General features: G+C 62.2%; 27 protein-coding genes and 2 pseudogenes. 13 read left to right on the forward strand and 16 right to left on the reverse strand.

Annotation, left to right across the window (positions count from 1 at the left end):
• Position 1 precedes the first annotated feature (1 nt).
• Entirely contained in the window at positions 2-418 is a 417-nt protein-coding gene (locus tag JWQ24_RS20850) for a hypothetical protein (RefSeq protein ID WP_299812157.1), read from the reverse strand.
• A 309-nt stretch (positions 419-727) separates the two neighbouring features.
• On the opposite strand from JWQ24_RS20850, the gene JWQ24_RS20855 reads away from it, so the two are divergent.
• On the forward strand, positions 728-2,980 hold the full coding sequence (locus JWQ24_RS20855) for an adenylate/guanylate cyclase domain-containing protein (protein WP_299812159.1): 2,253 nt from the start codon (positions 728-730) through the stop codon (positions 2,978-2,980).
• 84 nt (positions 2,981-3,064) lie between these two features.
• Positions 3,065-3,469, forward strand: coding sequence for a hypothetical protein (locus JWQ24_RS20860; protein ID WP_299812161.1), 405 nt, complete (start codon positions 3,065-3,067; stop codon positions 3,467-3,469).
• A 60-nt stretch (positions 3,470-3,529) separates the two neighbouring features.
• On the opposite strand, the gene JWQ24_RS20865 is transcribed toward JWQ24_RS20860, so the two are convergent.
• From JWQ24_RS20865 to JWQ24_RS20875, 3 genes are all read right to left on the reverse strand, one after another.
• Positions 3,530-3,673, reverse strand: a complete 144-nt coding sequence (locus JWQ24_RS20865) for a hypothetical protein (RefSeq protein WP_299812163.1) — start codon at positions 3,671-3,673, stop codon at positions 3,530-3,532.
• A gap of 132 nt (positions 3,674-3,805) precedes the next feature.
• Complete coding sequence (locus JWQ24_RS20870; RefSeq protein WP_299812165.1) at positions 3,806-4,765, reverse strand: tripartite tricarboxylate transporter substrate binding protein; 960 nt, start codon at positions 4,763-4,765, stop codon at positions 3,806-3,808.
• 130 nt (positions 4,766-4,895) lie between these two features.
• Positions 4,896-6,614 carry an FAD-dependent monooxygenase gene (locus JWQ24_RS20875; protein ID WP_299812167.1) on the reverse strand — a complete coding sequence of 573 codons (1,719 nt, stop codon included), beginning with the start codon at positions 6,612-6,614 and terminating at the stop codon, positions 4,896-4,898.
• A 139-nt stretch (positions 6,615-6,753) separates the two neighbouring features.
• Between JWQ24_RS20875 and JWQ24_RS20880 the strand changes: the two genes are divergently transcribed.
• The 3 genes from JWQ24_RS20880 to JWQ24_RS20890 all read left to right on the forward strand — a co-directional run bounded on the left by JWQ24_RS20880 (position 6,754) and on the right by JWQ24_RS20890 (position 9,124).
• A complete protein-coding gene (locus tag JWQ24_RS20880; protein WP_299812169.1) occupies positions 6,754-7,449 on the forward strand; it encodes a TetR/AcrR family transcriptional regulator in 696 nt (231 codons plus the stop codon).
• 186 nt (positions 7,450-7,635) lie between these two features.
• Entirely contained in the window at positions 7,636-8,634 is a 999-nt protein-coding gene (locus JWQ24_RS20885; RefSeq protein WP_299812171.1) for an alpha/beta fold hydrolase, read from the forward strand.
• A gap of 73 nt (positions 8,635-8,707) precedes the next feature.
• Positions 8,708-9,124: a hypothetical protein gene (locus tag JWQ24_RS20890; protein WP_299812173.1), complete on the forward strand. Its 417-nt coding sequence runs from the start codon at positions 8,708-8,710 to the stop codon at positions 9,122-9,124.
• Positions 9,125-9,142: 18 nt separating this feature from the next.
• On the opposite strand, the gene JWQ24_RS20895 is transcribed toward JWQ24_RS20890, so the two are convergent.
• The 3 genes from JWQ24_RS20895 to JWQ24_RS20905 all read right to left on the reverse strand — a co-directional run bounded on the left by JWQ24_RS20895 (position 9,143) and on the right by JWQ24_RS20905 (position 13,151).
• Positions 9,143-10,252 (reverse strand): HPP family protein, encoded by a 1,110-nt coding sequence (locus JWQ24_RS20895; protein WP_299812175.1) that lies wholly within the window; start codon positions 10,250-10,252, stop codon positions 9,143-9,145.
• 336 nt (positions 10,253-10,588) lie between these two features.
• Positions 10,589-11,269, reverse strand: coding sequence for a response regulator transcription factor (locus tag JWQ24_RS20900; protein ID WP_299812260.1), 681 nt, complete (start codon positions 11,267-11,269; stop codon positions 10,589-10,591).
• A gap of 289 nt (positions 11,270-11,558) precedes the next feature.
• On the reverse strand, positions 11,559-13,151 hold the full coding sequence (locus JWQ24_RS20905; RefSeq protein WP_299812177.1) for a Do family serine endopeptidase: 1,593 nt from the start codon (positions 13,149-13,151) through the stop codon (positions 11,559-11,561).
• A 211-nt stretch (positions 13,152-13,362) separates the two neighbouring features.
• Here JWQ24_RS20905 and JWQ24_RS20910 point away from each other — a divergent pair, with 211 nt between their 5' ends.
• Genes JWQ24_RS20910 through JWQ24_RS20920 form a run of 3 tightly spaced genes read left to right on the forward strand, consistent with a single transcriptional unit; the run spans position 13,363 to position 13,900 of the window.
• Positions 13,363-13,560: a hypothetical protein gene (locus tag JWQ24_RS20910; protein WP_299812179.1), complete on the forward strand. Its 198-nt coding sequence runs from the start codon at positions 13,363-13,365 to the stop codon at positions 13,558-13,560.
• A gap of 32 nt (positions 13,561-13,592) precedes the next feature.
• Positions 13,593-13,820: a heme-binding protein gene (locus JWQ24_RS20915; protein ID WP_299812181.1), complete on the forward strand. Its 228-nt coding sequence runs from the start codon at positions 13,593-13,595 to the stop codon at positions 13,818-13,820.
• A complete protein-coding gene (locus tag JWQ24_RS20920) occupies positions 13,817-13,900 on the forward strand; it encodes a hypothetical protein (RefSeq protein WP_366521458.1) in 84 nt (27 codons plus the stop codon). The genes JWQ24_RS20915 and JWQ24_RS20920 overlap by 4 nt, the downstream gene beginning before the upstream one ends.
• Positions 13,901-14,005: 105 nt before the next feature.
• Here the strand turns inward: JWQ24_RS20920 and JWQ24_RS20925 are convergent, their stop codons facing one another.
• Together JWQ24_RS20925 and JWQ24_RS20930 are read right to left on the reverse strand one after the other, a co-directional pair.
• Entirely contained in the window at positions 14,006-15,628 is a 1,623-nt protein-coding gene (locus JWQ24_RS20925) for an ABC-F family ATP-binding cassette domain-containing protein (protein WP_299812182.1), read from the reverse strand.
• A 148-nt stretch (positions 15,629-15,776) separates the two neighbouring features.
• Complete coding sequence (locus JWQ24_RS20930; protein WP_299812184.1) at positions 15,777-15,929, reverse strand: hypothetical protein; 153 nt, start codon at positions 15,927-15,929, stop codon at positions 15,777-15,779.
• A gap of 407 nt (positions 15,930-16,336) precedes the next feature.
• Between JWQ24_RS20930 and JWQ24_RS20935 the strand changes: the two genes are divergently transcribed.
• The 3 genes from JWQ24_RS20935 to JWQ24_RS20945 all read left to right on the forward strand — a co-directional run bounded on the left by JWQ24_RS20935 (position 16,337) and on the right by JWQ24_RS20945 (position 17,989).
• A complete protein-coding gene (locus JWQ24_RS20935) occupies positions 16,337-17,038 on the forward strand; it encodes an RNA polymerase sigma factor (protein ID WP_299812186.1) in 702 nt (233 codons plus the stop codon).
• 94 nt (positions 17,039-17,132) lie between these two features.
• Positions 17,133-17,657, forward strand: coding sequence for a DUF4142 domain-containing protein (locus tag JWQ24_RS20940; RefSeq protein ID WP_299812188.1), 525 nt, complete (start codon positions 17,133-17,135; stop codon positions 17,655-17,657).
• An 11-nt stretch (positions 17,658-17,668) separates the two neighbouring features.
• Positions 17,669-17,989 (forward strand): cupredoxin family copper-binding protein, encoded by a 321-nt coding sequence (locus JWQ24_RS20945; RefSeq protein WP_299812190.1) that lies wholly within the window; start codon positions 17,669-17,671, stop codon positions 17,987-17,989.
• A 425-nt stretch (positions 17,990-18,414) separates the two neighbouring features.
• Here JWQ24_RS20945 and JWQ24_RS20950 read toward each other — a convergent pair whose 3' ends face one another.
• Positions 18,415-18,723 (reverse strand): hypothetical protein, encoded by a 309-nt coding sequence (locus JWQ24_RS20950; RefSeq protein WP_299812192.1) that lies wholly within the window; start codon positions 18,721-18,723, stop codon positions 18,415-18,417.
• 298 nt (positions 18,724-19,021) lie between these two features.
• On the opposite strand from JWQ24_RS20950, the pseudogene JWQ24_RS20955 reads away from it, so the two are divergent.
• Both JWQ24_RS20955 and JWQ24_RS20960 read left to right on the forward strand, forming a co-directional pair.
• Positions 19,022-19,126 (forward strand): annotated as a pseudogene (locus JWQ24_RS20955) (IS110 family transposase); the annotation flags it as partial.
• A gap of 324 nt (positions 19,127-19,450) precedes the next feature.
• Positions 19,451-20,620: a serine hydrolase gene (locus JWQ24_RS20960; RefSeq protein ID WP_299812194.1), complete on the forward strand. Its 1,170-nt coding sequence runs from the start codon at positions 19,451-19,453 to the stop codon at positions 20,618-20,620.
• Positions 20,621-21,217: 597 nt separating this feature from the next.
• Here the strand turns inward: JWQ24_RS20960 and JWQ24_RS20965 are convergent.
• From JWQ24_RS20965 to ccmE, 6 genes and pseudogenes are all read right to left on the reverse strand, one after another.
• Positions 21,218-22,282 (reverse strand): MBL fold metallo-hydrolase, encoded by a 1,065-nt coding sequence (locus JWQ24_RS20965; protein WP_299812262.1) that lies wholly within the window; start codon positions 22,280-22,282, stop codon positions 21,218-21,220.
• 12 nt (positions 22,283-22,294) lie between these two features.
• Positions 22,295-22,529 (reverse strand): annotated as a pseudogene (locus tag JWQ24_RS20970) (hypothetical protein); the annotation flags it as partial.
• 200 nt (positions 22,530-22,729) lie between these two features.
• Positions 22,730-23,203 (reverse strand): GYD domain-containing protein, encoded by a 474-nt coding sequence (locus JWQ24_RS20975; protein ID WP_299812195.1) that lies wholly within the window; start codon positions 23,201-23,203, stop codon positions 22,730-22,732.
• A 263-nt stretch (positions 23,204-23,466) separates the two neighbouring features.
• A complete protein-coding gene (locus JWQ24_RS20980) occupies positions 23,467-23,958 on the reverse strand; it encodes a cytochrome c-type biogenesis protein (RefSeq protein ID WP_299812196.1) in 492 nt (163 codons plus the stop codon).
• Positions 23,959-23,962: 4 nt separating this feature from the next.
• Positions 23,963-25,945, reverse strand: a complete 1,983-nt coding sequence (locus JWQ24_RS20985) for a heme lyase CcmF/NrfE family subunit (RefSeq protein WP_299812197.1) — start codon at positions 25,943-25,945, stop codon at positions 23,963-23,965.
• A complete protein-coding gene (gene ccmE, locus JWQ24_RS20990; RefSeq protein ID WP_299812198.1) occupies positions 25,942-26,442 on the reverse strand; it encodes a cytochrome c maturation protein CcmE in 501 nt (166 codons plus the stop codon). Before ccmE ends, JWQ24_RS20985 begins: the two co-directional genes overlap by 4 nt.
• Between the last annotated feature and the right edge of the window lie 13 nt (positions 26,443-26,455).

Raw genomic sequence — 26,455 nt, forward strand, 5'->3', positions numbered from 1 at the left:
TTCACAGCGCGCCGGGCGATGAATGCAGCGACATGTTGGACGACTGGTGTATCGGCGCGCCGGCGCTCGGAGCCAGGTAACGCGCGGTCGAACTCGTTTGCTTTCCAAGCGCCGTATCGCGGACGATCACGGACATCCCGGCGCCATCAGGCGACGGCGATACTTCAGATACCATGTTCGGCTGCATGGCGATCACCTCGCGGGCGACGGCAACCGAGGCCGCACGCCGTTCGACGTCGGATTGTCCCGCGGATGAAGCCAGCGAACTCACGCCAGCCAGCGCGGCGGTGTCGGCCAGTTCCTGCAAACGGGCGCTGGACGAATAGCTGTTGGCTTGCATGGCCAGCACCAGGCAGATGGGCACCATCGCCGCGGCAGCAACCACCAGACGAACAGCTATCGATCGGGCCAGTAACATAACGGCCTCCAGAAATCTGCGATGGACTGTGCGAAGAGGTCTCAAGGCGGCAGCTTCCGGTTCAACGTACCACCGTCGCCTGCCCGATTTGACACCTGCCTGCCTAACGAATTGCAAACAGTGGCGGAACAACGCCTGCCCGCCCCTTGCTGTTCCGCGCTATATATTGCCAAACTCCTGCGTCCCCATGGAACCGGATGGCAACTTGATTTTCTCGCAGTCCCGCACGCCGATGGTTGGATCGCGAACGTACCCTCGTGCACGACATGCTAACCATGATGACAGCTTGCGATGTGACGGGGGCGGCGAATGAACCGCCCGGAACGTTCTCCGCGTGCGAGATGGGGCCGCACCGCCGTGCTCCTGATCCGCCTTCGCCGGTTCTGGCGCCACAAGAACAGCCGCGCTGTGACCGCTGCGATCGCGACCCTGGTCGCCCTGACGTTGCTGCGCGCCTATGATCCGCGGATCGTCAGCGAGTTGAAGGAGCGCACCTTCGATGCCTATCAGCGGCTGCAGCCGCGGCCGTTTACCGAACAGCCGGTGCGGATCGTCGATATCGACGAAGCCTCGATTGCCGAATTCGGCCAGTGGCCGTGGCCGCGAACCCGCCTTGCAGCCGTGACCCGCCGCCTTGCTGAACTGGGCGCCGGCGTGGTCGCCTTCGACGTCATCTTCTCCGAGCCGGACCGCACCACGCCAAGCCAGCTCGGCGCCGATCTTCAGGCCGCCGACGTGCCCGACCGCGAACTAACGCTGGCGCTGCTCGCCAGGCTGCCGGACCACGACCAGTTGTTTGCCGATGCGATCGGCAAGAGCCCGGTCGTGCTCGGCTTCGCCGCGAGTAGCGCCGCCAACGACAAGCGTCCGCCCGTTCGCGCCGGACTGGCTTTCGTCGGCGTCAAGCCCACCTCGGTGCTCACGCCGTTTCGCGGAACGGTGGCGAGCCTGCCCCTGCTTCAGGATGCCGCCGCGGGGATCGGCGGCATCAACCTGAGCAGCCGCGACCGATCCGGCATCGTCCGCCGCGTGCCGATGCTGTTTGCCGATGGCGAACGCGTCTATCCCGGACTGGCGGTGGAGGCTCTGCGCGTAGCGCAAAACCAGAAAGGCATCATCGTTCGCGGCACCGGCGCCAGCGGCGACGAGGACACCGGACACGCCGCCCTGATCGACATGCGGGTCGGCGATTTCAAGCTGCCGCTCACCGACAACGGCGAGGCGTGGATCTACTACGACCATGACCGGCCCGAGCGTTACGTCTCGTTCAGGGATGTCCTCGACCCCGCGAAGGAGGCCGAGGTCCGGCCGCGCATCGAGGGCGCGATCGTTCTGGTGGGGACATCGGCGACCGGCCTGCTCGACCTGCGCGCTACGCCGCTGGGCGAGATCGTTCCCGGTGTAGCCATCCATGCGCAACTGATCGAGCAGATCATCGCGCAGGATTTCATCGATCGGCCGGACTGGGCCAACGGCCTCGAAATCGTCCTGACGCTGCTGTTCGGTGCGCTTGTCACCGGACTTGTTCTCGCCTTCGGCGCCCGGTTTTCGTTTTACGCAGGTGGCGTGGTGTTCGCCGCGGCGGTGGCGGCATCTTGGCTTGCGTTCTCGCAGTTGCGGCTGCTGATCGATCCGATCTATCCGTCGCTGGCGGCATTCGCGACCTACGTGGCCGTCGAGCGCGTGCTGCACCTGGCTTCCGATCACGAGAAAAAGTTCGTGCGTCAGGCGTTCGGACAGTATCTCGCGCCGGAATTGCTGGCGCGGCTGGAAAATTCGCCGCAGGCCATGAAGCTTGGCGGCGAGAGCCGCGAGATCACGGTGATGTTCATGGACGTCCGCGGCTTCACGCCGATCTCGGAGGCGCTGCCCGCGACCGACCTGGTGGATTTCATCAACACGCTGCTGGCGCCGCTGTCGGACGCCATCCAGGACGAACTCGGCACTATCGACAAGTACATCGGCGATTCCATCATGGCGTTCTGGAACGCGCCACTGGATATCGACGATCACGCCACCCGCGCCTGTCGCGCTGCCCTCAAGATGCGCGCCGCCGTCGCCATGCTCAACGACACCGACGGGTTTGGTTTCGCAGCACGCGGATTTCCCGACCCGGTGGTCAGGATCGGCGTCGGCATCAATGCCGGTCTCGCCTGCGTCGGCAACATGGGATCGCAGAAGCGGTTCAACTATTCGGCGATGGGCGATGTCGTCAATGTCGCCGCCCGCATCGAATCCGCCAGCAAGAATTTTCACACCGACCTTCTAGTATCGCATGACGTGGTCGGGCTTGTGCGCGGCGTGGCGCTGCTGGAGGCCGGCGAAATCCTGCTGAAGGGAAAGTCGAAGCCGACCAAGGTCTACGCCATCGCCGGCGACGAGACCGTCGCCGCCTCCGTGGACTTCATTGAACTGACCCGGCTGCACCGCTGGCTGCTGCAATCGATCGAGGCGCGAAAGCCCCCGGAAGCCACCGACGCGCTGGCGGCGTGCCGCGCGCTGGCCGGTGACGGCGTCGTCGGGCTGTATGACTATTTCGAAGAGCGTATCGCAACCCTGTGAGGACCGCTTTCCAGGCACGCCCGCTTTGCGACGTTGCCGGCCATGTTGGCCATGTGGTGACCGCACCGAACTCCGGAGACGTCGATGACGAAAATGCCCGCCTATGCCGCTGTGGCCGCGACGCTGACCATCCTGCTGACGACCACCGTGCTAGCCGCCAACATTTCGGCAGTGGACGGCGGGACGCTGCAGATCGATGGCAAGCGGCTGCGGCTGTGGGGGATCGAAGCGCCTGCACCTGGTGACATCTGCACGACGACCAAGGGCGCGAAATGGCCGTGCGGCAACCGCGGACGCGATCAACTCCGCGCGGCGCTGGCGGAAGGCCCGGCAAGCTGCGTCGATAAAGAGCCGGGCTTCGTGCTGTGCCGCATCGCCGGCCTCGACATCGCCCGGTTAATGATCAAGGAGGGCCTGGCAAAAGCCGGCGCCGACTACCATGACACCGAACAACAGGCGCGTGCGGCTAAAATTGGCATTTGGGAATAGCGCGTCCTGCGCGCGTCGAAAGGTGAGCGGCGTCAAGGAAACGACGCCGCTCGTTGCGCATCAGCAGCGATAGCCCTTCTTCTTGTCTTCGGAAGTGTAGCTGCAGGGCTTGCTCTGTGCCGAAGCCTGGCTGACGGCAACGAACTGGGCAATAAGGGAAACGGTGAACGAAACAGCGAGCGCGAGGGAAATGTGACGAAGCATAGTCAATATCTCCAAGCCGCCAGAATCGACGGCCGCTGATGTTCCTTCCAGGCTTACGTCGCTGCCATGCGCGCTATTGTCACACCCTCCGTCAATACATCCGGGGTGCGACGCACAAGGCCAAACGAACGGTCATTCCGACTTCAAGTTCAACGCTTTGATGATGCCCCCGTAGCGATCGTAATCGGTCTTGGCGATGGCGGCAGCACTTGCGCTTGAGTCACCCACAGGGTCAAAACCGATATCGCGCAATCGCTTGATCACCTCTGGCTCGCTGATCACCTTGACCAACTCTTCGTTGATCTTGTCGACGATCGGCTGTGGCGTATTCGCCGGAACGAAGACACCTTGCCACCCCACGACCTCGACATCCGGATAGCGCTCGGCCATGGGCATGGCGCCCGGGAACATTTCGAGAGCCTTCGGTGACGTCACTGCGATCGCTTTGATGGTTCCGGCCCGAACGTGCTGCGCGACGTTGGCGGGAGTATCCACGGAGCAAGACAGCAGGCCCGACATCAAATCGGGCAATGCCTGACCAAAGCCACGATAGGGTGCATGCACGATATTGAGTTCGCCGGCCCTCTTCATGGCTTCAAGCGCCAGATGGGGTGGCGACCCGACCCCGTAGGTCGAGCATGTCAGCTTTCCCGGCTCCTTCTTTGCATAGGCGATAAACTCATCGAGATTGGTAACCGGCAGGCTCGGCCCTACAACAAGCACGTAAGGTGACAACGCCACCCGTGTTACCGCCTGGAGATCCTTGATCGGATCAAGGGACGTAGGCGACATCCATGCATTGATGACCATCGCGGTGGTGGTCATGAGAACGGTGTAGCCGTCGGGCGCCGAGCTCGCGACGGATTGCGCAGCGATGCTGCCCGCCGCCCCCGCCCGGTTCTCGACGACAATCGTCTGTTGCAGACTGGTTCGGAGTTTCTCCGCCAGAATGCGAGCGACCACATCGAGGGATCCCCCGGGCGGCGTGGCGACGACCCAGCGGATCGGCCGCTCCGGATAGGCCGCGCGGGCTGCCCCGGTGACCACGAGACAGGATAGCGACAACACGGCCGCACAAAGATAACGACGCATGGACATTTCCCTCCGCTAGCGCTTCTGAATGGCGCTTGTTTTTTCGAATACTTTTTCAGGCTGCGATCAAAATTCGCGGCCTTCTGTTTTCTGCTGACAACCTCGACCGCAGCCGAATCGATCTATTCCGTCAGCTTGCGAGACGCGACAGGTTGCTCGCGGGTGCTGCGCGACCGAGGATCTGTTGCATGGCGCGTCGCAGATCACCGCCCGATTGCGGCGTCAGTTCAGCCATCCGCCACGCGATAAAGCCATCGGGACGGACAAGAACCGCTCCGCTCTCGCCGACACCGAAACGCTGCTGGAATGTGTTCTCGACGTCATCGAAGTCCGTTCCGACCAGGTGGCATCGAATGTCCAGATCGGTGTCGCTTCCAACCGATGCCGCGATGTTGCGCCATTCCTGCCCCTTGGCTCCCGCCAAGATCGAGAACTCGGGAGCAGCCAGATCGATCGTCGAATGCCGGACGCCATCACGCTCGATCCACACGTGCGGTGCGCGGCAGCCAGGAACGCCCGACGGGATGTAGTCGGTAAACGGGTCGCCGACCTCCGGCGGCTTGCTTCCGTCCGGCACGACCGCAATCGACTCATAGACGCTCCCCAACTCCAACCCGATATGGTTGCCATACCGGCTCGTCGCCTGGAGCACTTCCTTCCGGCCAACCTCGTCTGCCGTCACTTCGCCGCGCGAAATGGCACCGAGTTTCCACACCTGCTTCCGATTGTCATACGACTGATCAGCGACCCAGCGTGCAAACGGGCGGCGCTCGGCCTCGTATGAATTCAGCAGGTCGCGACCGGCCTTGCCCTTGAGATAGAGCGCCAGCTTCCAGACGGCGTTGTGCATGCCTTGAATACCGGTATTGGCGCCGAGGCCGCCAGTGGGCGGGAACATGTGCGCGGCATCGCCGACGAGCAGCATGCGGCCTGCAATCAGATGCCGTCCGACGACGGCATTCATCTGCCACTTGCCCACTGACAGTACTTCCACCGGCAGATCGGGAATGCCTGCGCCCGCGCGAATGCGTTCGACACAGCGCTCGCTGGTAAAGATATCGGTCGACCACTCATCTTCCGGGACCTCAAGCTGGGTCAGCCAGCGCCCCTTGGCGTCCAATGGCTGAAACACCCCGCGCGCCTGAGCGTTCGAGAAGAAATGCAATATCCCCGTGCGCTCACCGATGTGCTTCTCGAGATCGGCCCGGAAGTAGCAATTGATGAAATTGGCAATCTTCTTGGGACCATCCATCTCGATATTCAGCTTCTCCCGGAAGAAGCTCGACGCGCCGTCGGCTGCGATCAAGGCTGGCGCCTTCAGCGTATAGATTTCTCCGCTAGTGCGATCCTTCACGCGAATCTCCACCGACGAAGCACCGTCTTCCTGCCCCGAAACGATCTCGACGACTTCATGGTTGAAGCGAATGTCGGCCATGCCGGACTTCGCGATCGCTTTCTTCAAAACAGGCTCGATCATATCCTGCGACGACAGCACTGAACTGACCGGGCTCAGATCAGGGCCGGCTCCGGAAAACCCTCTGGAATCGAGCTGACCTGTCTGCTTTCCCACAACCGATTCCATGAATCGGATCGGCGTCTTCCAGTTCGGCGGCAGGTCCAGACCACGAAGTTCGTCATAGACTTCCTTGCCCCAGCCCCGCGCGATTTCCATCGAGCGCGTGTTGAAGTTGCGGGTTTTGGGATGCCAGCTGGTCCGTTCATTGCGCTCGACCAGGATCGATCGGAGGCCGCATCTTGCAAGTTCGAGAACCGCGCCGAGGCCCGTCGGACCGGCGCCGACCACGATCACGGGATTCATCTGCATGGTTTCGGGCTGCGTATCGGCCATAGCTTCTTCCCTGTTTTGTTGATTTATTAGAATGGAATTCGTCTTTTTTAGAATGCCGTTCTAATTTGTCAAGCGGTTGGTTTCCCCTGTGGCCGCGATTGGGATATGGATTCAACTGCACCAACGTCAGGAATCGAAATTGGCCAAGCCGCGCGGAACCAAACCCAAGGAACCTTCCCGGGCTCACGATCTCAAGCCGATCGTCCGCTTGCAGCGCGTCAATGCTCCAAAGCAGGCACGCAGCGAGCAACGACTCCAGGATATTGTCCTCGCGCTTGAAGAACTGCTCGATGGCCGAACGTTTGAAGAGATTACGATCCCGGACATTGCGGCGCGGGCGGGATGTGTCCCGGCCTCGATCTATGCCCGCTTCCGGGACAAGGCCAGCATTCTGGTAGCGTTGCACGAGTCGACCCGAGACCGTCAGATGACCAACATCGACGAGAGCATGCGACTGGAACGTCACGAGCACCTGTCGTTGGAAGAGTCTATTTTCAAGATCCTTCGCAATCTGACACGGTACTACTCACGCCAGCGCAACCTCCTGCGCCCGGCCTACCTGCTGGGCGATACCGAGATCTATGAGCGGGCTTCCGACCTTATCCGGCACGTCACGGAGCGCATCAGCGCCATCGTTCGCCATCGACTGAAAGACGAGCCTGCCGAAGTGATCGATCAGCGTGTGGAGCTGGCCATGCGCTCGGTCTACGCCCTGTTGCAGCAACGCATGGTCTTTCAGGGGGTGACTACCGGCCGTTTCATGCCGGCGAACGACGAGGAGATGGCGCGCGAACTCGACGCCCTTTTCAAGCAGATCGTTTTGAAAGACGCCTGACCGGCGCATCTGCGCCTTGCTCCGATCTTGCAGCAGCCTGTCGAGCGACAGGTTTTTCGTCGAGCGCGCCTGCTGATGCCCCCTTCACGGCAACCCTCATGCTCCACGCTTTTTGCTATTATGTGAATGACATTCTAATTACAGTCTTCAGAGTGAGTCACGGCATTACTGAAAGGGTTCGCGCGCATGCCTATCGACAAGGAAATCTCGGTAGAGGAATTCCGGCTTCCCGCCTCGGACGATGGCATCAACCTTTATGTGAGGAACAAGCGCCCCCGCGACATGTCGTTGTTCTCTCCGGACAGAACCATCTTGTTTGTGCACGGAGCCACCTACCCGGCATCAACTTCATTCGACCTGGCGCTCGATGGGCATTCGTGGATGGATTACATCGCTAGCCGCGGCTTCGACGTCTACCTGCTCGATTTGCGAGGATATGGCCGATCGACGCGCCCACGAGAGATGGACGAGCCGGCAAGTGACAATTCGCCGATTATGCGCGGCGATGTGGCGCTTCGCGACATCGCGACCGCTGTCAGCTTCATTCGCAAGCGCCGTGCCCTCGACAAGATCTGCCTGCTCGGCTGGTCCTGGGGAACGACACTAGTGGCAGCTTATGCCGCCCACCATCCTGACGAGGTTGCTCGCCTGGTGCTTTACGCGCCGCTCTGGATCCGACGGACCGACGTAAAGCCGGGTCCGCACACCCATGGCAGCAAGTTGCCGGCCTATCGAACCATTACTCAGTCCGAAGCGCGCGCACGTTGGCTTGCCGGCGTATCAGATCACGCACAGCGCACCCTGATTCCGGATGGCTGGTTTGAAAAGTGGGCGGCAGAAACCTGGGCCACGGACCCCGCCTCCGCCACGGTCGACCCCCCTGCCCTGCGGGCTCCGAATGGCGTCGTGGAGGACGTCATGGAGTTCAACAACGCCGGCCGAGCCTATTACGACCCTGCAGGGATTTCGTCGCCCACGCTGTTGGTGTCCCCCGAATGGGACGGCGATACACCGCCCTATATGGCGCATGAATTGTTTGAGAAGCTATCGGGAACGTCGGTTCGCAAAATCGTCTCAATCCCCGAGGGCACGCACAGTGTGATCATGGAGCGGAACCGCGACGCGCTATTCACGGCCGTACAGACGTTCCTGGAGCATTCGGAAAATGAGCTGAATCACATGTAGCAGGGACTACCAGTCGACAATGGCGGACGGATCGCCTTAAATCGGCGGCTTGCCGTCGACAGGGGTGACGCCAATGGCACTGACAGGCGAACGCGATCACGGGCTGCTCAGCCTGGTCGAGCGGCTGATGGGGAAACCGGCCGATCGCGCCATAAAGCCGACGGCGGCCTTGCGCGACATCACCGAGGCCGGGCTCGACCCCGTACTACCCGCCGCCGCCGTGCCGGACATGCTGGAGCCGCAGCTATCCACCGAGGGCCAGCGGACCTGCAACCGCGCCAAGATGGCCGAAATCATCCTGCGCGCCCTGCGCTCGATCGAAGGCTGCCCGAGGCAGGGCCTTGAAGTCACCGTCTACGGCGAGCGGCCCTGGAACGCGATGCTGCGCATTACGCCGGCCGCGGGGAAACTACCCGACGCCCCCGTCTGGCGCGAGCGCGTGCGCGCGATGGCCCAGGTGTTGCGCGGGCAGTACGAGGTGGTGGAGTGATCTCCCAGCCTGCGCGGCTCAGGCCGCGGGCGGAACGAGCTTGGCGATGGCGCCCAGCAGGTCGGTCTGCGTGACCAGCCCCTGAATCATGCGGTGCCGGTCGATGATGATGACCGCGTGGGTTTTTCCATCGGTCAGCGTCGGGATCAGGGCGAAAGCGGGCATGCCGATCGAGGCCGTCGCCGCGGGCGACAGCCGCGCGCCGACGTCGCCGGTGGCATCGACGATTTCACGAAGCCCGATGGTGCCGACGAGCTGGCCCTGTTCGCCCACCACCGGCAGCGTGCGGACGTTGTGATTCAGAAGCCGCGAGCGGGCCAGCCTGACGTCGTCCCGCAAGCCGATCGTGACGACGTCGCGGGACATGACGTCGCCGCACCGGACGCTGCCGTGCGAGCGTAACATGGCCTGCAGTTCCACCTGGCGCAGCAGCTTTTCCAGGTCGTCGGCGCTGATATCATAGGTCTCGTGCAGCGCTTCCAGCGCCTTGTCGATGTCTGCCATCCGGAAGCCGACGCGAAGCTCGGGCGGGACGTCCGACGTCTGATGCAGATTTGCCGGAGCCGGCGACGGGGCGTGCGGATAGGCCCGCCGCGCCAACCTGTGAAACAACAGGCCGAGCCCGACCAGCAGCACGGAATTCAGGCCGACCGGCACGAAGGGAAATACGAAACCGGACCCGGTAATCGCGGGGCCGCCGATGATCGCCGTCAACGCCGCCGCGCCGCCGGGCGGATGCAGGCAGCGGGCAAACGACATCGCCGCGATCGCCAGCGACACGCCGAAACCGATCGCAAGGATCTGGTCCGGCACCGTTCGGGCCACGATCACGCCGATCAGCGCGGAGATGGTGTTGCCGCCGATGATCGGCCAGGGCTGCGCGAGCGGGCTCGAAGGCACCGCGAACAGCAGCACCGCGGAAGCGCCCAGCGGCGCCACGACGAGCGGCAGGCTCGGGCTCTGGCCCAGCACATAACGGCAGATCAGCGCGGTGAGCGCGATCCCCAGCAACGCGCCCACACAAGCGACCATCCGCTCGCCCAGCCTTGCACCGGCGAGGATCGGGACGAACAGGCGGAAACGTCGCTTCTGAGCCAACCAATGCGCAACGAACTTGTTTTTTATCATCGAAACCGAACCTGCGAACGGGCAATGCCGGCGCGAGACGGCTTTGATATGGCGGGGGAAGGTCCGGCTGTTGAACGAGCGTCTGGCGACCGGCGCGCCGCGGAGATGCATGCGTGCGACCAAACGGCGTCGCGCGCGCATGACTCGGATCTGCATCATTGGAAGATCACGCTCGGCGCTACACTGCTCCGATCAGCCGCATCAGCGCAAGAGCATGTTTTGGAAACCGAACGGCGGCAGTTCTTCATGCAACGCCGCCGGAAACAAGGCGGTCCGCCGTCGCCTCCAGCCTCAAAAAGGCTGCCGCGAACATGCGTTTCGGGTGATCAAGCCGCCTTACTTCACCCCGTCCCGAATCATATACCCCGCGCCGCGGATGGTGTGCAGCAGCGGGCGCTCGAAGCCCTTGTCGATCTTGGAGCGCAGCCGCGAGATGTGCACGTCGATCACGTTGGTCTGCGGGTCGAAATGATAGTCCCAGACGTTCTCCAGCAGCATGGTGCGGGTGACGACCTGGCCGGCGTGCTTCATCAGATATTCGAGCAGCCGGAATTCGCGCGGCTGCAGCGTCAGCTCGTCGGCCCCGCGGGCGACGCGGTGCGACAGGCGGTCGAGTTCGAGATCGCCGACGCGGTAGCTGGTTTCTTCGGCCGGACCGCCTTGGCGTCGTGACAGCACCTCGACGCGCGCCAGCAGTTCGGCGAAGGCGTAGGGTTTTGGCAGATAGTCGTCGCCGCCGGCGCGCAGGCCCTTGATGCGGTCGTCGACCTGGCCGAGCGCGGACAGGATCAGCGCCGGGGTGTGGTTGCCCTTTTCGCGCAAGCCACCGATCACCGACAGGCCGTCGCGCTTCGGCAGCATGCGATCGACCACGAGCACGTCGTAGTCGCCGCTGTCGGCCAGTGCAAAGCCCTCGTCGCCGTCGCTGGCGTGGTCGGCGATATGACCGACCTCGCGAAACGCCTTGACCAGATAGTCAGCGGATTCGCGGTCGTCTTCAATGATGAGCAGGCGCATCTGGCGGGCGGATTCCGTTGCGATGGGGGAGACTTCGGTCAACATGGCGCGCACCGGGCTTTCATGCAAGGCGGCGGAGCGCCTCTTGCGTTACGCAGAAAAACAGGCGGTGAAGCTGGGGGAAACTTCACCGCCCGTCATGCCTTCCGCTGGAAGGGGCAATTTCCCACGGAAGGTAGCTGAGGGAGCGAGCTTGTGGCTCGCTCCCGGGAAAGCGCCGTCGGCGGGGGCGACATGCCTTCGACACTCTCCGTCGGTGGTGCGATCAGCGAGCGTTAGCCCGCGAGCCTCAGCCCTTGGCGAGCGGCACCGCGACGAAGCGCGATGAACCACCCGAGCGAACCCTGATCAGCACGCTGTTCTTGTTGTCGCTGCGCGCAGCGACGATCGCCTCGCGCACGTCCGTGGGACTGGTGACGTTCTTGCCGGCGACTTCGAGAATGACGTCGCCTTCCTTGAAGCCACGCTCGGCAGCGGCGCTCTTCGGATCGACTTCGGTCACCACGACGCCTTCCTTGCCCGCACCGGCCACGGTGCTGGAGGGGGCCACCGTCAGACCGAGCCGCGGCACGTCGGTGCCGCGCGAGGAGTTACCGCGATCGCCCTGGTCGAGATCGGCCTTGGCTTCCACCGAGTTCGGCAACTGGCCGAGCGTCAGGTTCAGCACCTTGTCCTGGCCCTTCTGCATGACGTTGATCTTGACCGAGTTGCCGGGCGCAAAGCCGCCGATGGTGCGGGCGAGTTCGCGGGCATCCTTGACCGGCGTGCCGTTCACCGCGGTGATGACGTCACCCGACTGGATGCCGGCCTTGGCCGCCGGACCGTCGGCCTGCGGCTCCGCCACCAACGCGCCTTCGGCCTTCTTCAGGCCGAGGCTGTCGGCGATATCCTGCGTCACCGGCTGGATCTGCACGCCAATCCAGCCGCGGCTGACGGTGCCCTTGTCCTTGAGCTGCGCAATGACGGTCTTGACCGTCGAGGCGGGAATCGAGAATGCGATGCCGACGCTGCCGCCGGACGGCGAGTAGATCGCGGTGTTGACGCCCATCACCTCACCCGAGGTATCGAACGCCGGACCACCGGAATTGCCCTTGTTCACGGGCGCATCGATCTGGATGAAATCGTCATAGGGGCCGTTGCCGATGTCACGGCCGGAGGCCGAGACGATGCCGGCGGTCACCGTGCCGCCGAGGCCGAACGGATTGCCGACCGCGAGCACCCAGTCGCCGATCCGCGGCTTGCCGTCGGCAAGCTTGGCGAACGGCATGTCGGTCACGCCCTCGACCTTGATCAAAGCCAGGTCGGTGCGCGGATCGGTACCGATCACCTTGGCGGTGTAGGTCTTGCCGCCATCGGTGGTGACTTCGACCTTGTCGGCGCCGTCAACGACATGGTTGTTGGTGACGGCAAAGCCGTCCGCCGAGATGAAGAAGCCGGAGCCCTGCCCGGTCATGCCGCCGCGTCCACCGCGCGGACCGCCGCGCATGCCGGGCGGCATGCCGTCCGGTCCGCCGAAGCGCTTGAAGAAGCGCTCCATCGGCGAGCCCGGCTGGAACGGCGAATCCTCGTTGTTGTTGTCGTCGCCGCGCGCGGCGACCTTCTCCTTGATGTTGACCTTGACCGAAATCACCGAAGGCTTCACGCGCTCGACGATATCGGCAAAGCCGGCCGGCGCCGCGACCTGCGCCTTGACCTGCTTGTCGACCTGGGCGTGCGCGGTGGTGGTGAAGACGTCGCCGCTGGTCGGCGACAGGCCATAGGCGGCCACGCCGAGGCCAGCCACCACCGACGCCATCAGCGCAAATTTGCGCGCAGCGAACAGCGGGCGGCGGACCGGCTTGTAGGAGGGCAGATCGTTGAAATCGGTCGGACGGTCAATCATCGAAAATTCTCCGGGCAACGGCGCGGGGGGCAAGGCGCCTTGTGTGACCCGAAGATGCCGCCCGCCACGTTACAGCGCGCTGGCGGGGGGATTAAGGTTTGGTAATCTGGGGGGATGGGGCTGTGGCGGGATGACGCGGGGGGAAGCCAGTTCCCCTGACCGCAGCGCAAACGGGACCTGTAATTTCTGCCTAAATATGCTACTGTTTAGCATGGCAAAATTGGTTCGATCCCAGACCAGCAAAACCACCGGCTTTGTGGTCGGACACGCCGGGTTTGCAAAAATCAGCGCGGTCGAAGGGATTGAGCTTACGGGGCTGATGAAAAAGCGGATCACGGAAGCCAATCAAAAGCGCAGCTCTGACGCCGAGCGCCGTGAGGCGATCATACGAGCGCATCGCAAGACCTGACGCAGCGATGTACGACGCGATCGAGATGGAAAATGAATATCGCGGTTGTCGATACCAACGGCGAGCTGGTGCACTTCCTACGTATGGACGGCGCGCAGATCGCCTCCGTCACGGTATCACAGGGCAAGGCGCGCACCGCGGCGCGCTTCCGCCGCCCGACCCAGGCGTTCTACAACGGCTTTGAGACCGGCCATCCCTACATCATCCGACGCTGGTCGCGTCGCCCGGCGGATTTCCGCTGGTCGAAGGCGGCAAGCTGATCGGCGCCATCGGATGCAGCGGCGGCACCGGCGATCAGGATTCGCTGATCTGCAAGGTCGGAGCGGATACGGTCAAGTAGCCGCCAGAGCGTTTTCGAGCGAAGTGGATACCGGTTCGCGTCAAGAAAACGCGTCAAAACAAAAAACAAGAGCCTCCGTTCCGATTCCATCGGAACGGAAAAGGCTCAGCTCCGCAAACCCGGCGCTTCCTGTCCGCTGCGCGCGACGTATTCGGTGTAGCCGCCGCCATACTGGTGGATGCCGTCCGGCGTCAGCTCCAGCACGCGGTTGGACAATGCGGCCAGGAAGTGCCGGTCATGCGACACGAACAGCATGGTGCCCTCATATTGCGAGAGCGCCGTGATCAGCATTTCCTTGGTGGCGAGATCGAGATGGTTGGTCGGCTCGTCGAGCACCAGAAAATTCGGCGGATCGAACAGCATCAGGGCCATCACCAGCCGCGCCTTTTCGCCGCCGGACAATACGCGGCAGCGCTTCTCGACATCGTCGCCGGAGAAGCCGAAGCAGCCCGCCAGCGCGCGCAAAGAGCCCTGCCCGGCCTGCGGAAACGCATCTTCCAGCGACTGGAACACGGTGCGTTCGCCATCCAGCAATTCCATCGCGTGCTGCGCGAAATAGCCCATCTTGACGCTGCCGCCGAGCGCCACGCTGCCGTCGTCGGGCTGTGTCGAGCCGGTCACCAGCTTCAAGAGCGTCGACTTGCCGGCGCCGTTGATGCCCATCACCGCCCAGCGCTCCTTGCGGCGGACCGAGAAATCCAACCCCTCATAGATGCTGCGGCTGCCGTAGCCCTTGTGGACGTTCTTCAGGCTGACGACGTCCTCGCCGGAGCGCGGCGCGGGCAGGAAATCGAACGACACGGCCTGGCGGCGCTTCGGCGGCACCACGCGCTCGATCTTGTCGAGCTTCTTGACGCGGCTCTGCACCTGGGCGGCGTGCGAGGCGCGCGCCTTGAAGCGTTCGATAAAGTTGATTTCCTTGGCGAGCATCGCCTGCTGGCGCTCGAACTGCGCCATCTGCTGCTTCTCGGCGAGCGCGCGCTGCTGCTCGTAGAAATCATAGTCGCCGCTGTAGGTGGTCAGCCCGCCGCCGTCGATCTCGACCACCTTGTTGATGATGCGGTTGATGAACTCACGGTCATGCGAGGTCATCAGGAGCGCGCCCTCATAACCCTTGAGGAACTGCTCCAGCCAGATCAGGCTTTCGAGATCGAGATGGTTGGAGGGCTCATCCAGCAGCATGACGTCGGGCCGCATCAGAAGAATCCGCGCCAGCGCGACGCGCATCTTCCAGCCGCCGGACAGCTTGCCGACATCGCCGTCCATCATCTCCTGGCTGAAGCTGAGGCCGGACAAGACCTCGCGGGCGCGACCCTCCAGCGCGTAACCGTCGAGCTCCTCGAAGCGCGCCTGCACCTCGCCGTAGCGTTCGATGATGGCGTCCATCTCGTCGAGCTTGTCGGGATCGCCCATCGCCGTTTCCAGCGCCTTCAGCTCGCTGGCGACCTCGCTGACCGGGCCGACGCCGTCCATCACCTCGGCAACCGCGCTGCGGCCGTCCATCTCGCCGACGTCCTGGCTGAAATAGCCGATCGAGACACCGCGCTCGACCACGACCTGGCCCTCGTCGGGCAGTTCGCGGCCGGTAATCATGCGGAACAGGGTCGTCTTGCCGGCGCCGTTGGGGCCGACCAGACCGATCTTCTCGCCCTTCAGCAGCGCCGCGGCGGCCTCGATGAACAGGATCTGATGGCCATTCTGCTTGGAGATATTGTCGAGACGGATCATGTGGGGACGTGCCTTGGGTCGAGCCGGGGGAGAGGTTCGGCCGCCTTATGGCACATCGCAGGCGCAACGTCGCGTCGGTTTGGCAGGTATTCGGCGGCACCCCGCGACCGTCAGGGCCGCGGGAACCGGTCGCCTGACCGCGCGGGCGTCACATCGCCTTGACGCTGACGATGAAGTCGTCGACTTCGCACTTCAGGATGTCGGCCTGACGCGACAGGTCGACGGCGGAATCGCGCGCGTAGCTGGCCATCCGCCCGGTCTCGGACGACGTCGAGGTGATCTGGACGACGTGGTCGGACACATCCAGCGTGCGGCGTTCTGCACGCTCACGGAAATATCCTGGGTGGCGGTGCGCTGCTGCGAGGTATCGATCTCGATGCTGGACAGATTGGCCCCGATTTCCGCGATGTTGGCGGACATGCCGTCGATCGCGGCGCGCGTCTCGCCGGTGATAGCCTGAATGCAGCGATACCATCAAGCCGCAATAGCTGGCCGCACAGCCGCTAATACTATGAATTTACTTCCGCTTTCAGCGGCACCGCGGACATGGCCGGACTTGCTGGGTCGCCCCTGTAGCGAATGACCTATCCAGACATTCCGCGGTCGTGATCAAGTCGGTGGTGTGGTTTTGATCCGGACGTCCGAGTTCTGTTTTGGCGGGAACCTTTTCTCTTCAAAACCATCTGGATGGGCAGCAGGAGGTCGCGGATGAGACAGGTACATGGACACCAGCACACGGGCGGCCCCTTTGGCGCGTCGAACGATATCGAGCTGGTGCAGCGCGCGCTCGCCCGAGACGGGAACGCCTTTCGGACCATCATGCAGAAGTACAACCGGCGGCTTTATCGCATTGCGCGGAGCATTCTTCGCAACGACAGCGAAGCTGAGGATGTTGTCCAGGAAGCCTATATGCACGCTTTTACTCACCTGGACAGTTTCCGCGGCGACTCCAGCCTTCCCACCTGGCTTGCCCGCATCACCATTAACGAAGCCTTGGGACGGCTACGGACTCAGCGTTCGACGGTGGATATCGCGACATTCGAAGCCCGAATGACACCGGCCGAGATCATTCAATTTCCTCTGACGTCTAAATCCGACGACCCGGAACGTACCATGGCCCAACGCCAGATCTTGCAGCTTGTCGAACAGGCAACTGACAATTTGCCCGAAGTCTATCGAATTGTTTTCATCACTCGCGTGATCGAGGGAATGAGCGTTGAAGATACCGCAGAAATCCTCGGTATTCGACCTGAAACCGTCAAGACCAGATTGCACCGTGCGAGAAGGCTTCTCCGCGAGCAACTCGACAACCAGATCGGTCCGGTCCTGATGGATGCTTTCCCATTTGCCGGTCAGCGCTGCGAGCGGACGACCGTCGCGGTGCTTGACCGCCTCGGCTTGCCCCGCTGAATTCCGGGAACCTTTCGGCTCGCGGCCCATCCAACGGACGTTATCACATCAACCTCATCAGCCGCCGCTTGGCGTCCGGCTACAGGAGTATGTCATGCTCATCCGTTTCAGCGCGACGATTGCCGCAGTCTGTCTGTTAAGCGGCGCGGCCTTCGCGCAAGCTGGGTCCAAGCCTACCGACCCTCAGATCGCTCATATCGCCTACACCGCAGGCGTGCTCGATATTACGGCCGCGAAGCAGGCGATCTCAAAATCCAAGAGCAAGGATGTCGTTGCATTCGCCAACGACATGGTTCGCGACCATGAGGCTGTGAACAAGCAGGCGCTCGATCTCGTGAAGAAGCTCAACGTCACGCCTGAGGACAACGACACCAGCAAGTCATTGTCCAAGGCGGCCTCCGAAAAACAGGTTGAACTCGCGAAACTCAGCGGCGCGGCCTACGACAAGGCCTATGTCGCCAACGAGGTCGCATACCACAAGACGGTAAACGGCGCGCTTGAAAGTACTTTGATCCCGTCGGCCACAAACCCAGATCTCAAGATCTTACTACAGACAGGCCTCAAAATATTCCAGGGCCATCAGCAGCACGCTGAGCATGTTGCCTCGATGCTCAAGTAAGGGAAATAGCTATGCGGCCGGGACGGAAACGCTTTACTTTGATCGTCATCACTTGGATGGCGGGTCTTGTCCCGGCGCAAGCCGAAACCATCCAGGTGGTCATCGAGAAACTCGTTTTTTCGCCTGCTGAAATCAACGCGAAAGTTGGCGATACGATCGAATGGGTCAACAAGGACGTCCTCGCGCATACCGCGACGGTACGGGACGGCTGGGATGTGCCAATCGCAGCGAACAAGTCCGCGACCCTGGTTTTGAAAAATGCAGGTGCCGTCGATTACTATTGTAGATTCCATCCTAATATGAAGGGGCGCATTGTCGTTGAGCCCAGATAGGACGGCGAGGTAAGCCTGCGGTCATACTCAAGACCGCAAAGACGCTCGGCCCACTGCCGACAACGCCCGTTGGGGCACGCCGCCGGGCGTGATCGAACAAGCTGCCGATGTCGGCTCCCGGCACCTTTGAGAAGTGCAGACCGGATCGAACATGGTCTGCTCACCGGGGTGGACCGGAAGTGACGCGGAAATTTTACCAGGTCGCATACTGCCCCCGGAGCGGACTGGCGACCACTACGGTGACGCGCGCAACGATCACGACCCAGTCGCGTGGAAGTGAGCATAATACCTCGGTATCCTTCAAGAAACGCCGTTGATCCTGGAACGGGATCGCATCGAAAGAGTCGTAACTTACGGGGTATTGTTATTACGCAGGAGGGACGGACATGGTGCGCAAATCGATGATCGTCTTGTTCGCAGTTGCTTCACTCAGCATGCTGGCGCCAGATGTAGCCTTGGCGCGCGGTGGTGGCGGAGGCGGAGGTGGAGGTGGTCACGGCGGCGGAGGCGGCGGCGGCCATGGCGGCGGATTTGGAGGTGGCTTCGGCGGCGGCCGGGGTGGAGGTTTCGGCGGCGGTGGATTCCGCGCTGGAGGGGTTGAAGCAAGCGCATTCCATGCCGGCGGCTTTAACGGCAGCTTCGCGCGCTCCGCTGCGGTCGGTGCCGCAGGATTCCAAGGCGGCCGCTTTGCAGCCAATGGTTTCCAACGCGGCGGCTTCCATCACGGCTTCCATCACGGACGAATATTCTTCGCCGGAGGTTTCTTTGGGCCCGGCTACTACGACGACTACTATTATCCGTACTACGCAGGTGACGATTCCTACTACGATAATGGTGGTTGTTACGGGGTGCAGCGGCGCGTGCATACCAGATACGGCTGGCGTATCCGGCCGATCCAGGTCTGTGGGTAACTCAGCCATCTTCGGCCCGGACCGGCACGTTTCCGTTGTCGGTCAATTCGAAAAGGCGCGCGGCGGGCACCGCGCGCCTTTTCGAGATGCGCAGGGCTCAGCCGAGCGCTTTGTGTTATTGAACCAGGCTGCCGACGCTGAGGCAATCTGCGAGGCCGTCACCAGGATAACTATGCGGTTCGTGCCAACAAAAACACACGCGCAGCAGAGTTTTCTGATGCTTCACCCGCGTCATATGCTCATCCGCGGCTTGTTGGGCAGCATAGGCTTTATGGTAGCTATTCCAAATCGGCGAGTTCATAGCGCACGATTCGAGCCCCCCCGTTTGGGAGTTTGAATCACAAGCGCCGGGCCAAACGCAAAGCACCGGCCCCGTTCGGCGCTCACGGGGCAGAAGCGGACATCAACCGGCCGCCTCTCCTCACTGAATCCATCGAAAGTAACTCCATTGCTGACTTCGGTCGAGCAAGTGTTTGCACCTCAGCAATCGCCCTTGGCATGATCATCTGATATGTCTGGGCGTCCGCAAAGGTCTGAACGAGAGAACCGAATGAGACGGCGCCAGTTTCTTTCACTTCTCGGTGAAGCTGCGCTGGCACCGCTCGCCCCTTTGCTGGCGTACGCGGACCCGCTTGACGGCTGCGGTGTTCCGGCCGCGCGCGACGACGGCTGGGCCGTCGCCGCCATGAACGAGGATGTGCTTGTCGATCGCGCTGCGCTGTGCGGGATGGCCGACCGGCTCGCCGCGAGCGATGCCAACATCCATGCCGTGCTGGTCGCCCGTGGCGGCAAGCTGGTGTTCGAGCGGTACTTCAGGGGGGCCGACGAGATACCCGGCCGCCTTTACGGCCGCCGGGCGGAAAACGTGACCTTTGATGCCGATACGCTGCATGACATGAAGTCGGTTTCGAAGAGCGTCGCGTCACTCGCAGTCGGGATCGCGATCGATCGCGGGCTGATACGCAGTATCAACGAACCGATCCTGAGCTTCTTCCCCGAATTGTCCGACTTGCGTTCCCCCGAAAAGGACCGCATCCGGCTGTCGCACGCCCTCAGTATGTCGATGGGTCTGGAGTGGGTGGAGGCGACTCCGACCACGGGAGACTACAAAAACGACGAGGCGCGCATGCACATGGCTTGGGACCCGTGCCGGTACGTCCTCAGTCGTTCGGTGACGGCCGCGGCCGGACAGGAATTCTTTTATAATACTGGCGCGCTCACGCTGGTGTCGGCCATCATCCGTAAGGCGACGGGACGTCCGCTCGACGAATTTGCGCGCGCGACGTTGTTCGATCCCATGGGCATAACCAGCGCCGAGTGGACGAGGGTCAGAGGCGATACCGACGCCGGGGGTGGGTTACGTCTGCGACCGCGCGACATGGCGAAAATCGGCCAGCTCGTTCTCGCAGGCGGTCGCTGGAACGAACGCCAGATCGTCCCGAAGGCGTGGATCGAGACCTCGACGGCTGCGAAGATTAAGGGCACGGACGATATGTTGTATGGATACCTGTGGTGGCTCAGCAGTTCTCCGCTGAAGGGGCGTGAGATCCACTGGGCTGGCGCGCTTGGCCGCGGCGGACAGTCGATTCGCATCGTCCCCGAGCTCGATCTCGTTGTCGTGGTGACCGCGGGTTACTACCAGGACTACAGCCCCCGAGCGTTTCAAGTGCAGTACGGCGTTTTCAGGGACGTCCTGCGTGGGAATTTGCCTCCGGGCTGAGCTGGAAGCGCCGGCGGCTGCGCTACAATGGTCGGCTCACCTTCGCGACATAGTTTTCCACCACTCCAGTTGATCGCTAACGGGACAAAGCGGAAATAGCCTTCGACCCACGCCAACAGGTTCACGGCCCAATCAGAACTGATACTGCTCCGTGAAATTCCGCCGCATCATCGGACCGGCGCTATCCGCAACACGATCAATCGTACTAATAGTTGTTCTGGCTTACTTGTAGACAGCAAGCTCGCCGTTGATCAGGCGTGCTATCCTCGCCTCTTCGTCGGGCGTGTAGTATCGTGGCTTTTGCACTTTGCGGCCTATTTCACCGCGCGAACCCATGACACGCGCGCTACCCTCTGGACTGCAGGTTCTTTAATCCTGATCTTCATGACTTGCCGGACGTTGGTCTCCGCATTGGGTTACTGATGTGTATAGGCAGCTTTCCTGGGTAAGTCCGTCTGTGGCACGTTTGAGAAATGCCGACCGCCCCCAACAATATCCGATCACCGGAGCAGACCGGAAGTGGCTGGCCCACCGCGATATGACGCGATTGCCCCAAAGCGGACATTAGGTCCGCCAGCGTCTGCTGGAACTTCTTCTTCACAACTGCGAAGCTTTTGTTCGTAAGCTTCGCGCCTGCAGGATACCAAACGGATCTTCCCGTCGCGCGAGCCTGCGATAGATAGTAAGGTCATCTTGCTGCAGCGCAGGTCCCTCGCCACGTCGCATGTCGGAGCCCATTTTCGGTCCAAGCGGAAGAGTAGTGCCGAGACCTGCATAAAGATATCGGTCACCGAAAGCTTTGATCAAAGCTGCGAACATTGGCTCGCCCGTGCAGTGGCCCGGCGCAACGCTTTCGACCTTGAACGTATCTTTCAGAGCCGCCACCGCCTTTGCGATAACATCATCAGACGCGACGACAAGATGGAAGCCGCCGGAGATCAGATGAATTTTGGGATTGATAGCCGCCGCGGCCTCGACAACTCTTTCAATTCCTGGATGTGAGCAACCTACCACCAGCACCATCCCCTCGGAGGTGTTGACAGCAAGAGATAGCTCCTTGAGTTCCTTCGTGCCGGGAGCATCGGACACCAACGCTATCAGGGTCAGGCCTGGGGCGATTTCGGTGGTCTTGTCGATCAATTCGAAGTTGGCCCCATGCCACGCCGCGCCAAACTTCATGATTTGTGGTGGCACACCGCCATAGTATCGCATCTCGGGCGACAACGATTCTTCTTTTCGGTAGAAGCTCGACGGCAGCGACGAACCGTAGATGCCGAATCCTTCTTTGGGCGCGTAGATCTTTACGGTCGGATTGACACTCAAAACATAATTCAAGCCTGCCATGTGGTCCGAATGCCGGTGTGACAGGACAACGAAATCAAGCGTTTTTAGGTCAACTCCTTTCGCCGTCACATTGGCTGCAAAGATGTCGGCGTCATTCCCGGTGTCAAACAAGATTCGTTTTCCGGCGATCTCCACGAGGGCGGAGAAGCCCCAGTCCTTCGTCATCGACGGATCGGTTCCGAACGCATCGTAGAGGATAGTGATCTGGCTTTTGGACTCGGCCGCAGCGGCTCTGGCTGGGGCGGCTATCGAGATGAGGCTTGAAATCCCTGCTGCAATAAGGAGCGTCGCGCGAAACTTCATGAGAGTTACCTCCATGCGAGGATGCACTGCGATAATGCCGCCGGAGTCGATGCGGTTCTCCACGATAAAACTGCCGGCCGAAATGGTCCGACAACCACCGGCTCATGATGCGCGCCACGATGTCTACCGAGACGCCGGCGGCGAAACCGATCAGCCAGCGCACCGGACTGTTGGGATAGGCTTGCGCGTGTGCGGTGCGTGATACACGGCAGCGCCGGCGGCCAGATGCAGAAGCCGATAGCGAGGAAGTCTCATGGCGCACCTGCCGGCAGCGCCAAAGCTATTCCAATTTTCGAGCCTTTGAAAGGGTCGCGATTTCTGCTCATGGCATCTTTGAGACACGCCGACCGAGTTCGGACATGCCCGGTTATCGGGTGCCGGCTCAACCGGACGAAGCGTTGCGTGAGGCGGGCCCGCTGGGAAAAGGTTGGTGGGGTGCCCGATCGGCAGCCACCAACGCATTCACTTACCAGGCGGCTTATACGCACTACGAAGCTTACTTGCCGTTTGACGAACTTGCATGATTTCGTCCTGTGTCCACAGACGCTTGAGCTCAGCATTGTGGAGGGTACCGGATGCTACCACAACGCCAGAAATCGCCGGCGCTGCACCGGGGTCAGGCACATCGAAGATCACCATCACGCCGGGGCCATCGGCAGCGGTGCTATACATCGAGATCAATTTGCCGCCGGCAGTTTCAATCAAATGTTTGGCCGCTTCGTAGCGACTGGTTGTGGGACTATCCATGATATTGTTGAGAGCTTGCGGCGAGTATTGTCCCGTTAAACAGAAGTGCATGTCGATGTCCTCCCGTTGGTTGGCAGTGAATTGGGAAAAGCCCGTTCCGATCTGATGAAAATGGATAGGTTGAAATGAAGTGACTGCGAAGCCCGCCGTGGACACCGACGCCACCGCTAATTCGCAGGACTTCGGCACGTCCCGCTGGCTGCTCTCCGCTCAGGCTACATCTTTTGGCTGCTGTACGGAAGAGGCGCTCAGGTCTGGAATTGACACTTAGCGTCGTTTCGCTGCTAAGCAACAATACGTCGGCTATCGGGGCATAGCGGACTCTGGAAAGGCGTCTGCAGGTTTATGGGTACACGGCCTAATCAGAATTGATACTGCTCAGTGAAATACCGCTGCATCATCAGACGGGCGCCATCCGCAACACGATCAATCGTACTGATAGTTGTCCTGGCTTACTTGTCGACAGCGGGCTCGCCGTCGATCAGGCGCGCGATCCTCGCCTCTTCATCCGGCGTAAGGCGCAGCATCGCAGCATCGGCGGCGATATCGTTGCCGCGTCGCCGTTGATGTCGCCACAACGCAAAGCCGCCGCCGATCAGCAGCAGCGGCGTCAGCAACCATAGCAGCCAGGTGCGGCTTTCGAAGCGCGGCTTCAACAACACGAACTCGCCGTAACGCGCAACCAGAAAATTCGTCACCTGATTGTCACTATCGCCAGCACTGATGCGCTCACGCACCAGCAGGCGCAGATCGCGCGCCAGCGGCGCATCGGAATCGTCGATCGACTGGTTCTGGCACACCATGCAGCGCAATTCGCGCGACAGTTCGCGCGCGCGGACTTCCTGCGCCGGGTTGGCCATCACTTCGTCGGGCTGCACGGCATGAACCATCGGTGCGCCGGTGAGCAGCGCGACAGCGAGAACGCTTGCGAAAATCCGCTTCACGCCATCACTCCGCCGGCTGCAGCGCGCGCGATGCCTTCGCCGGCTTCGGCGCGCCGACGCGCAACCGGCGGTCCGACAGCGACAGCAGCCCGCCCAGCGCCATCAGCACCGGGCCGAACCAGATCAGCAGCACCATCGGCTTGTGATACATCCGCACCGCGATGCCACCATCGGCTGTGGTCTCGCCGAGCGAAATATAGAGCTGGCTGAAGCCTCGCGACAGCAATGCGGCCTCGGTGGTCGAGGAGCCGCGCGTGGTGAAGTTGCGCTTCGACGGCGTCAGCACACCGACCGTGTCACCGTCCTGGCTGATCGTGAAGCGCGCCAGCATCTCGTGGAAATTCGGCCCTTGCCGCTGCGAGATGTCCTCGAGCCGCAGTTCATAGCCGGCGAGCCTGGCTGTATCGTTCGGCTTCAGCGTGCCGATATATTCGCTGTTCCAGGTGCTTTCGCAGACGATGCCGATCAGCGCCACGCCGACGCCAGCATGCGCGAACGCCGTGCCCCAAGTCGAGCGCGGCAACCCACGGGCGCGACGCATCGACGTCGACAACGGCGAACGAAACAGGCTGGTACGCTCGGCGATATCGACGACGGCGCCCGCAATCACGAACACCGCAAGGCCGATCGCCAGCGGCGCAAGCGACGCACCGCCCGAGGTCCACGCCCATACCATGGCGATCGCCAGCAAGGCGGCGATGCCCGCCGCCATCAGCCGCTGCGCCACGCCCCGGATGTCGCCACGCTTCCACGCCAGCAGCGGCCCGAACGGCAGCGCCAGCAGCAGCGGCACGAACAGAGGCCCGAAGGTAAGATTGAAGAACGGCGCGCCGACCGAGATCTTGTCGCCGGTGATGACTTCCAGCGCCAGCGGATACAGCGTGCCGACGAACACCGTGGCGCAGGCGGTGGTGAGGAACAGGTTGTTCAGCACCAGCGCGCCCTCGCGCGAGATCGGCGCGAACAGCCCGCCCTGCTTCAGCGCGGAGGCCCGCCACATGTACAGCGTCAGGCTGCCGCCGATGAAAAAGCACAGGATCATCAGGATGAACACGCCGCGCGTCGGATCGGTGGCGAAGGCATGCACCGAGGTGAGCACGCCGGAGCGCACCAGGAAGGTGCCGAGCAGCGACAGCGAGAAGGTCAGGATCGCCAGAAGAATGGTCCAGACCTTCAGCGCGTTGCGCTTCTCCATCACCACGGCGGAGTGCAGCAGCGCGGTGCCGGCGAGCCACGGCATCAGGGAAGCGTTCTCGACCGGGTCCCAGAACCACCAGCCGCCCCAGCCGAGTTCGTAATAGGCCCAGTACGAGCCCATCGCGATGCCTAGCGTGAGGAAGATCCACGCCACCAGCGTCCACGGCCGCACCCAGCGCGCCCAGGCGGCATCGATGCGGCCTTCCATCAAGGCGGCGACGGCGAAGGAGAACGAGATCGAGAAGCCGACATAACCGAGATAGAGCATCGGCGGATGCACCGCGAGGCCGATGTCCTGCAGCACCGGATTGAGGTCACGTCCCTCGATCGGCGGATTGGCGATCCGCAAAAACGGATTCGAGGTGACCAGGATGAACAGATAGAACGCCGCGGCAATCCAGCCCTGCACTGCCAGAACATTGGCGCGCAGCCACAGCGGCAAATTGTTGCCGAATGCCGCGACGAGGCCGCCGAACAGCGCCAGGATCGCCACCCACAGCAGCATCGAGCCTTCGTGATTTCCCCACACGCCGGTGATCTTGTAAAGCAGCGGCTTCATCGAATGCGAATTCTCGAACACGTTGACGACCGAGAAATCGGACTGCACGTGCAGCGTCACCAGCGCGACGAAAGACAGGCCGACGAACAACAGCTGCGCCAGCGCGGTCGAGCGCGCGACGTTCATCAGCGCGGGATCGCGCAGCCGCGTGCCTAAAACCGGCACCGTCGACTGGATCAGCGCCAGCGCCAGCGCCAGCACCAAAGCGTAATGTCCGGCCTCGGCGATCATTGCGTCAACCTCGGTTGGGCGGGCGCCATCGCCGGCGCATTGGTCGCGACCGGCTTGCCGTCGGAGCCTTCCTGCCACCTGCCCTGCTTCTTCAGCGCGTCGGCGACTTCCTTCGGCATGTAGTTCTCGTCGTGCTTGGCCAGCACCGTGTCGGCCTTGAACGTGCCGCTCGCGTCCAGCGCGCCCTCGGCGACCACGCCCTGCCCCTCGCGGAACAGGTCCGGCAGGATGCCCTTGTAGGTCACCGGCAGCGTCGCGCCGCCGTCGGACACCTTGAAGGAGACCGCGAGATTGTCGCCGCGCACCAGCGAGCCCGTTTCGACCATGCCGCCGAGGCGAAACCGCTTGCCGACCGGCGGCTGCTTCTCCATCGCCATCGTCGGCGTCGAGAAGAACACAATGGAATCGCGCAGCGCGTTCAGCACCAGCCCGGCCGCGATCGCCAGCACCGCCAGCGCGCCTCCGATCATCGTCAATCGCCGCTGTCTACGCGTCATGATGAACCTTTAT

The sequence above is a fragment of the Tardiphaga sp. genome, from assembly GCF_028290495.1.
In the GTDB taxonomy this organism is placed as follows: Bacteria; Pseudomonadota; Alphaproteobacteria; order Rhizobiales; family Xanthobacteraceae; genus Tardiphaga.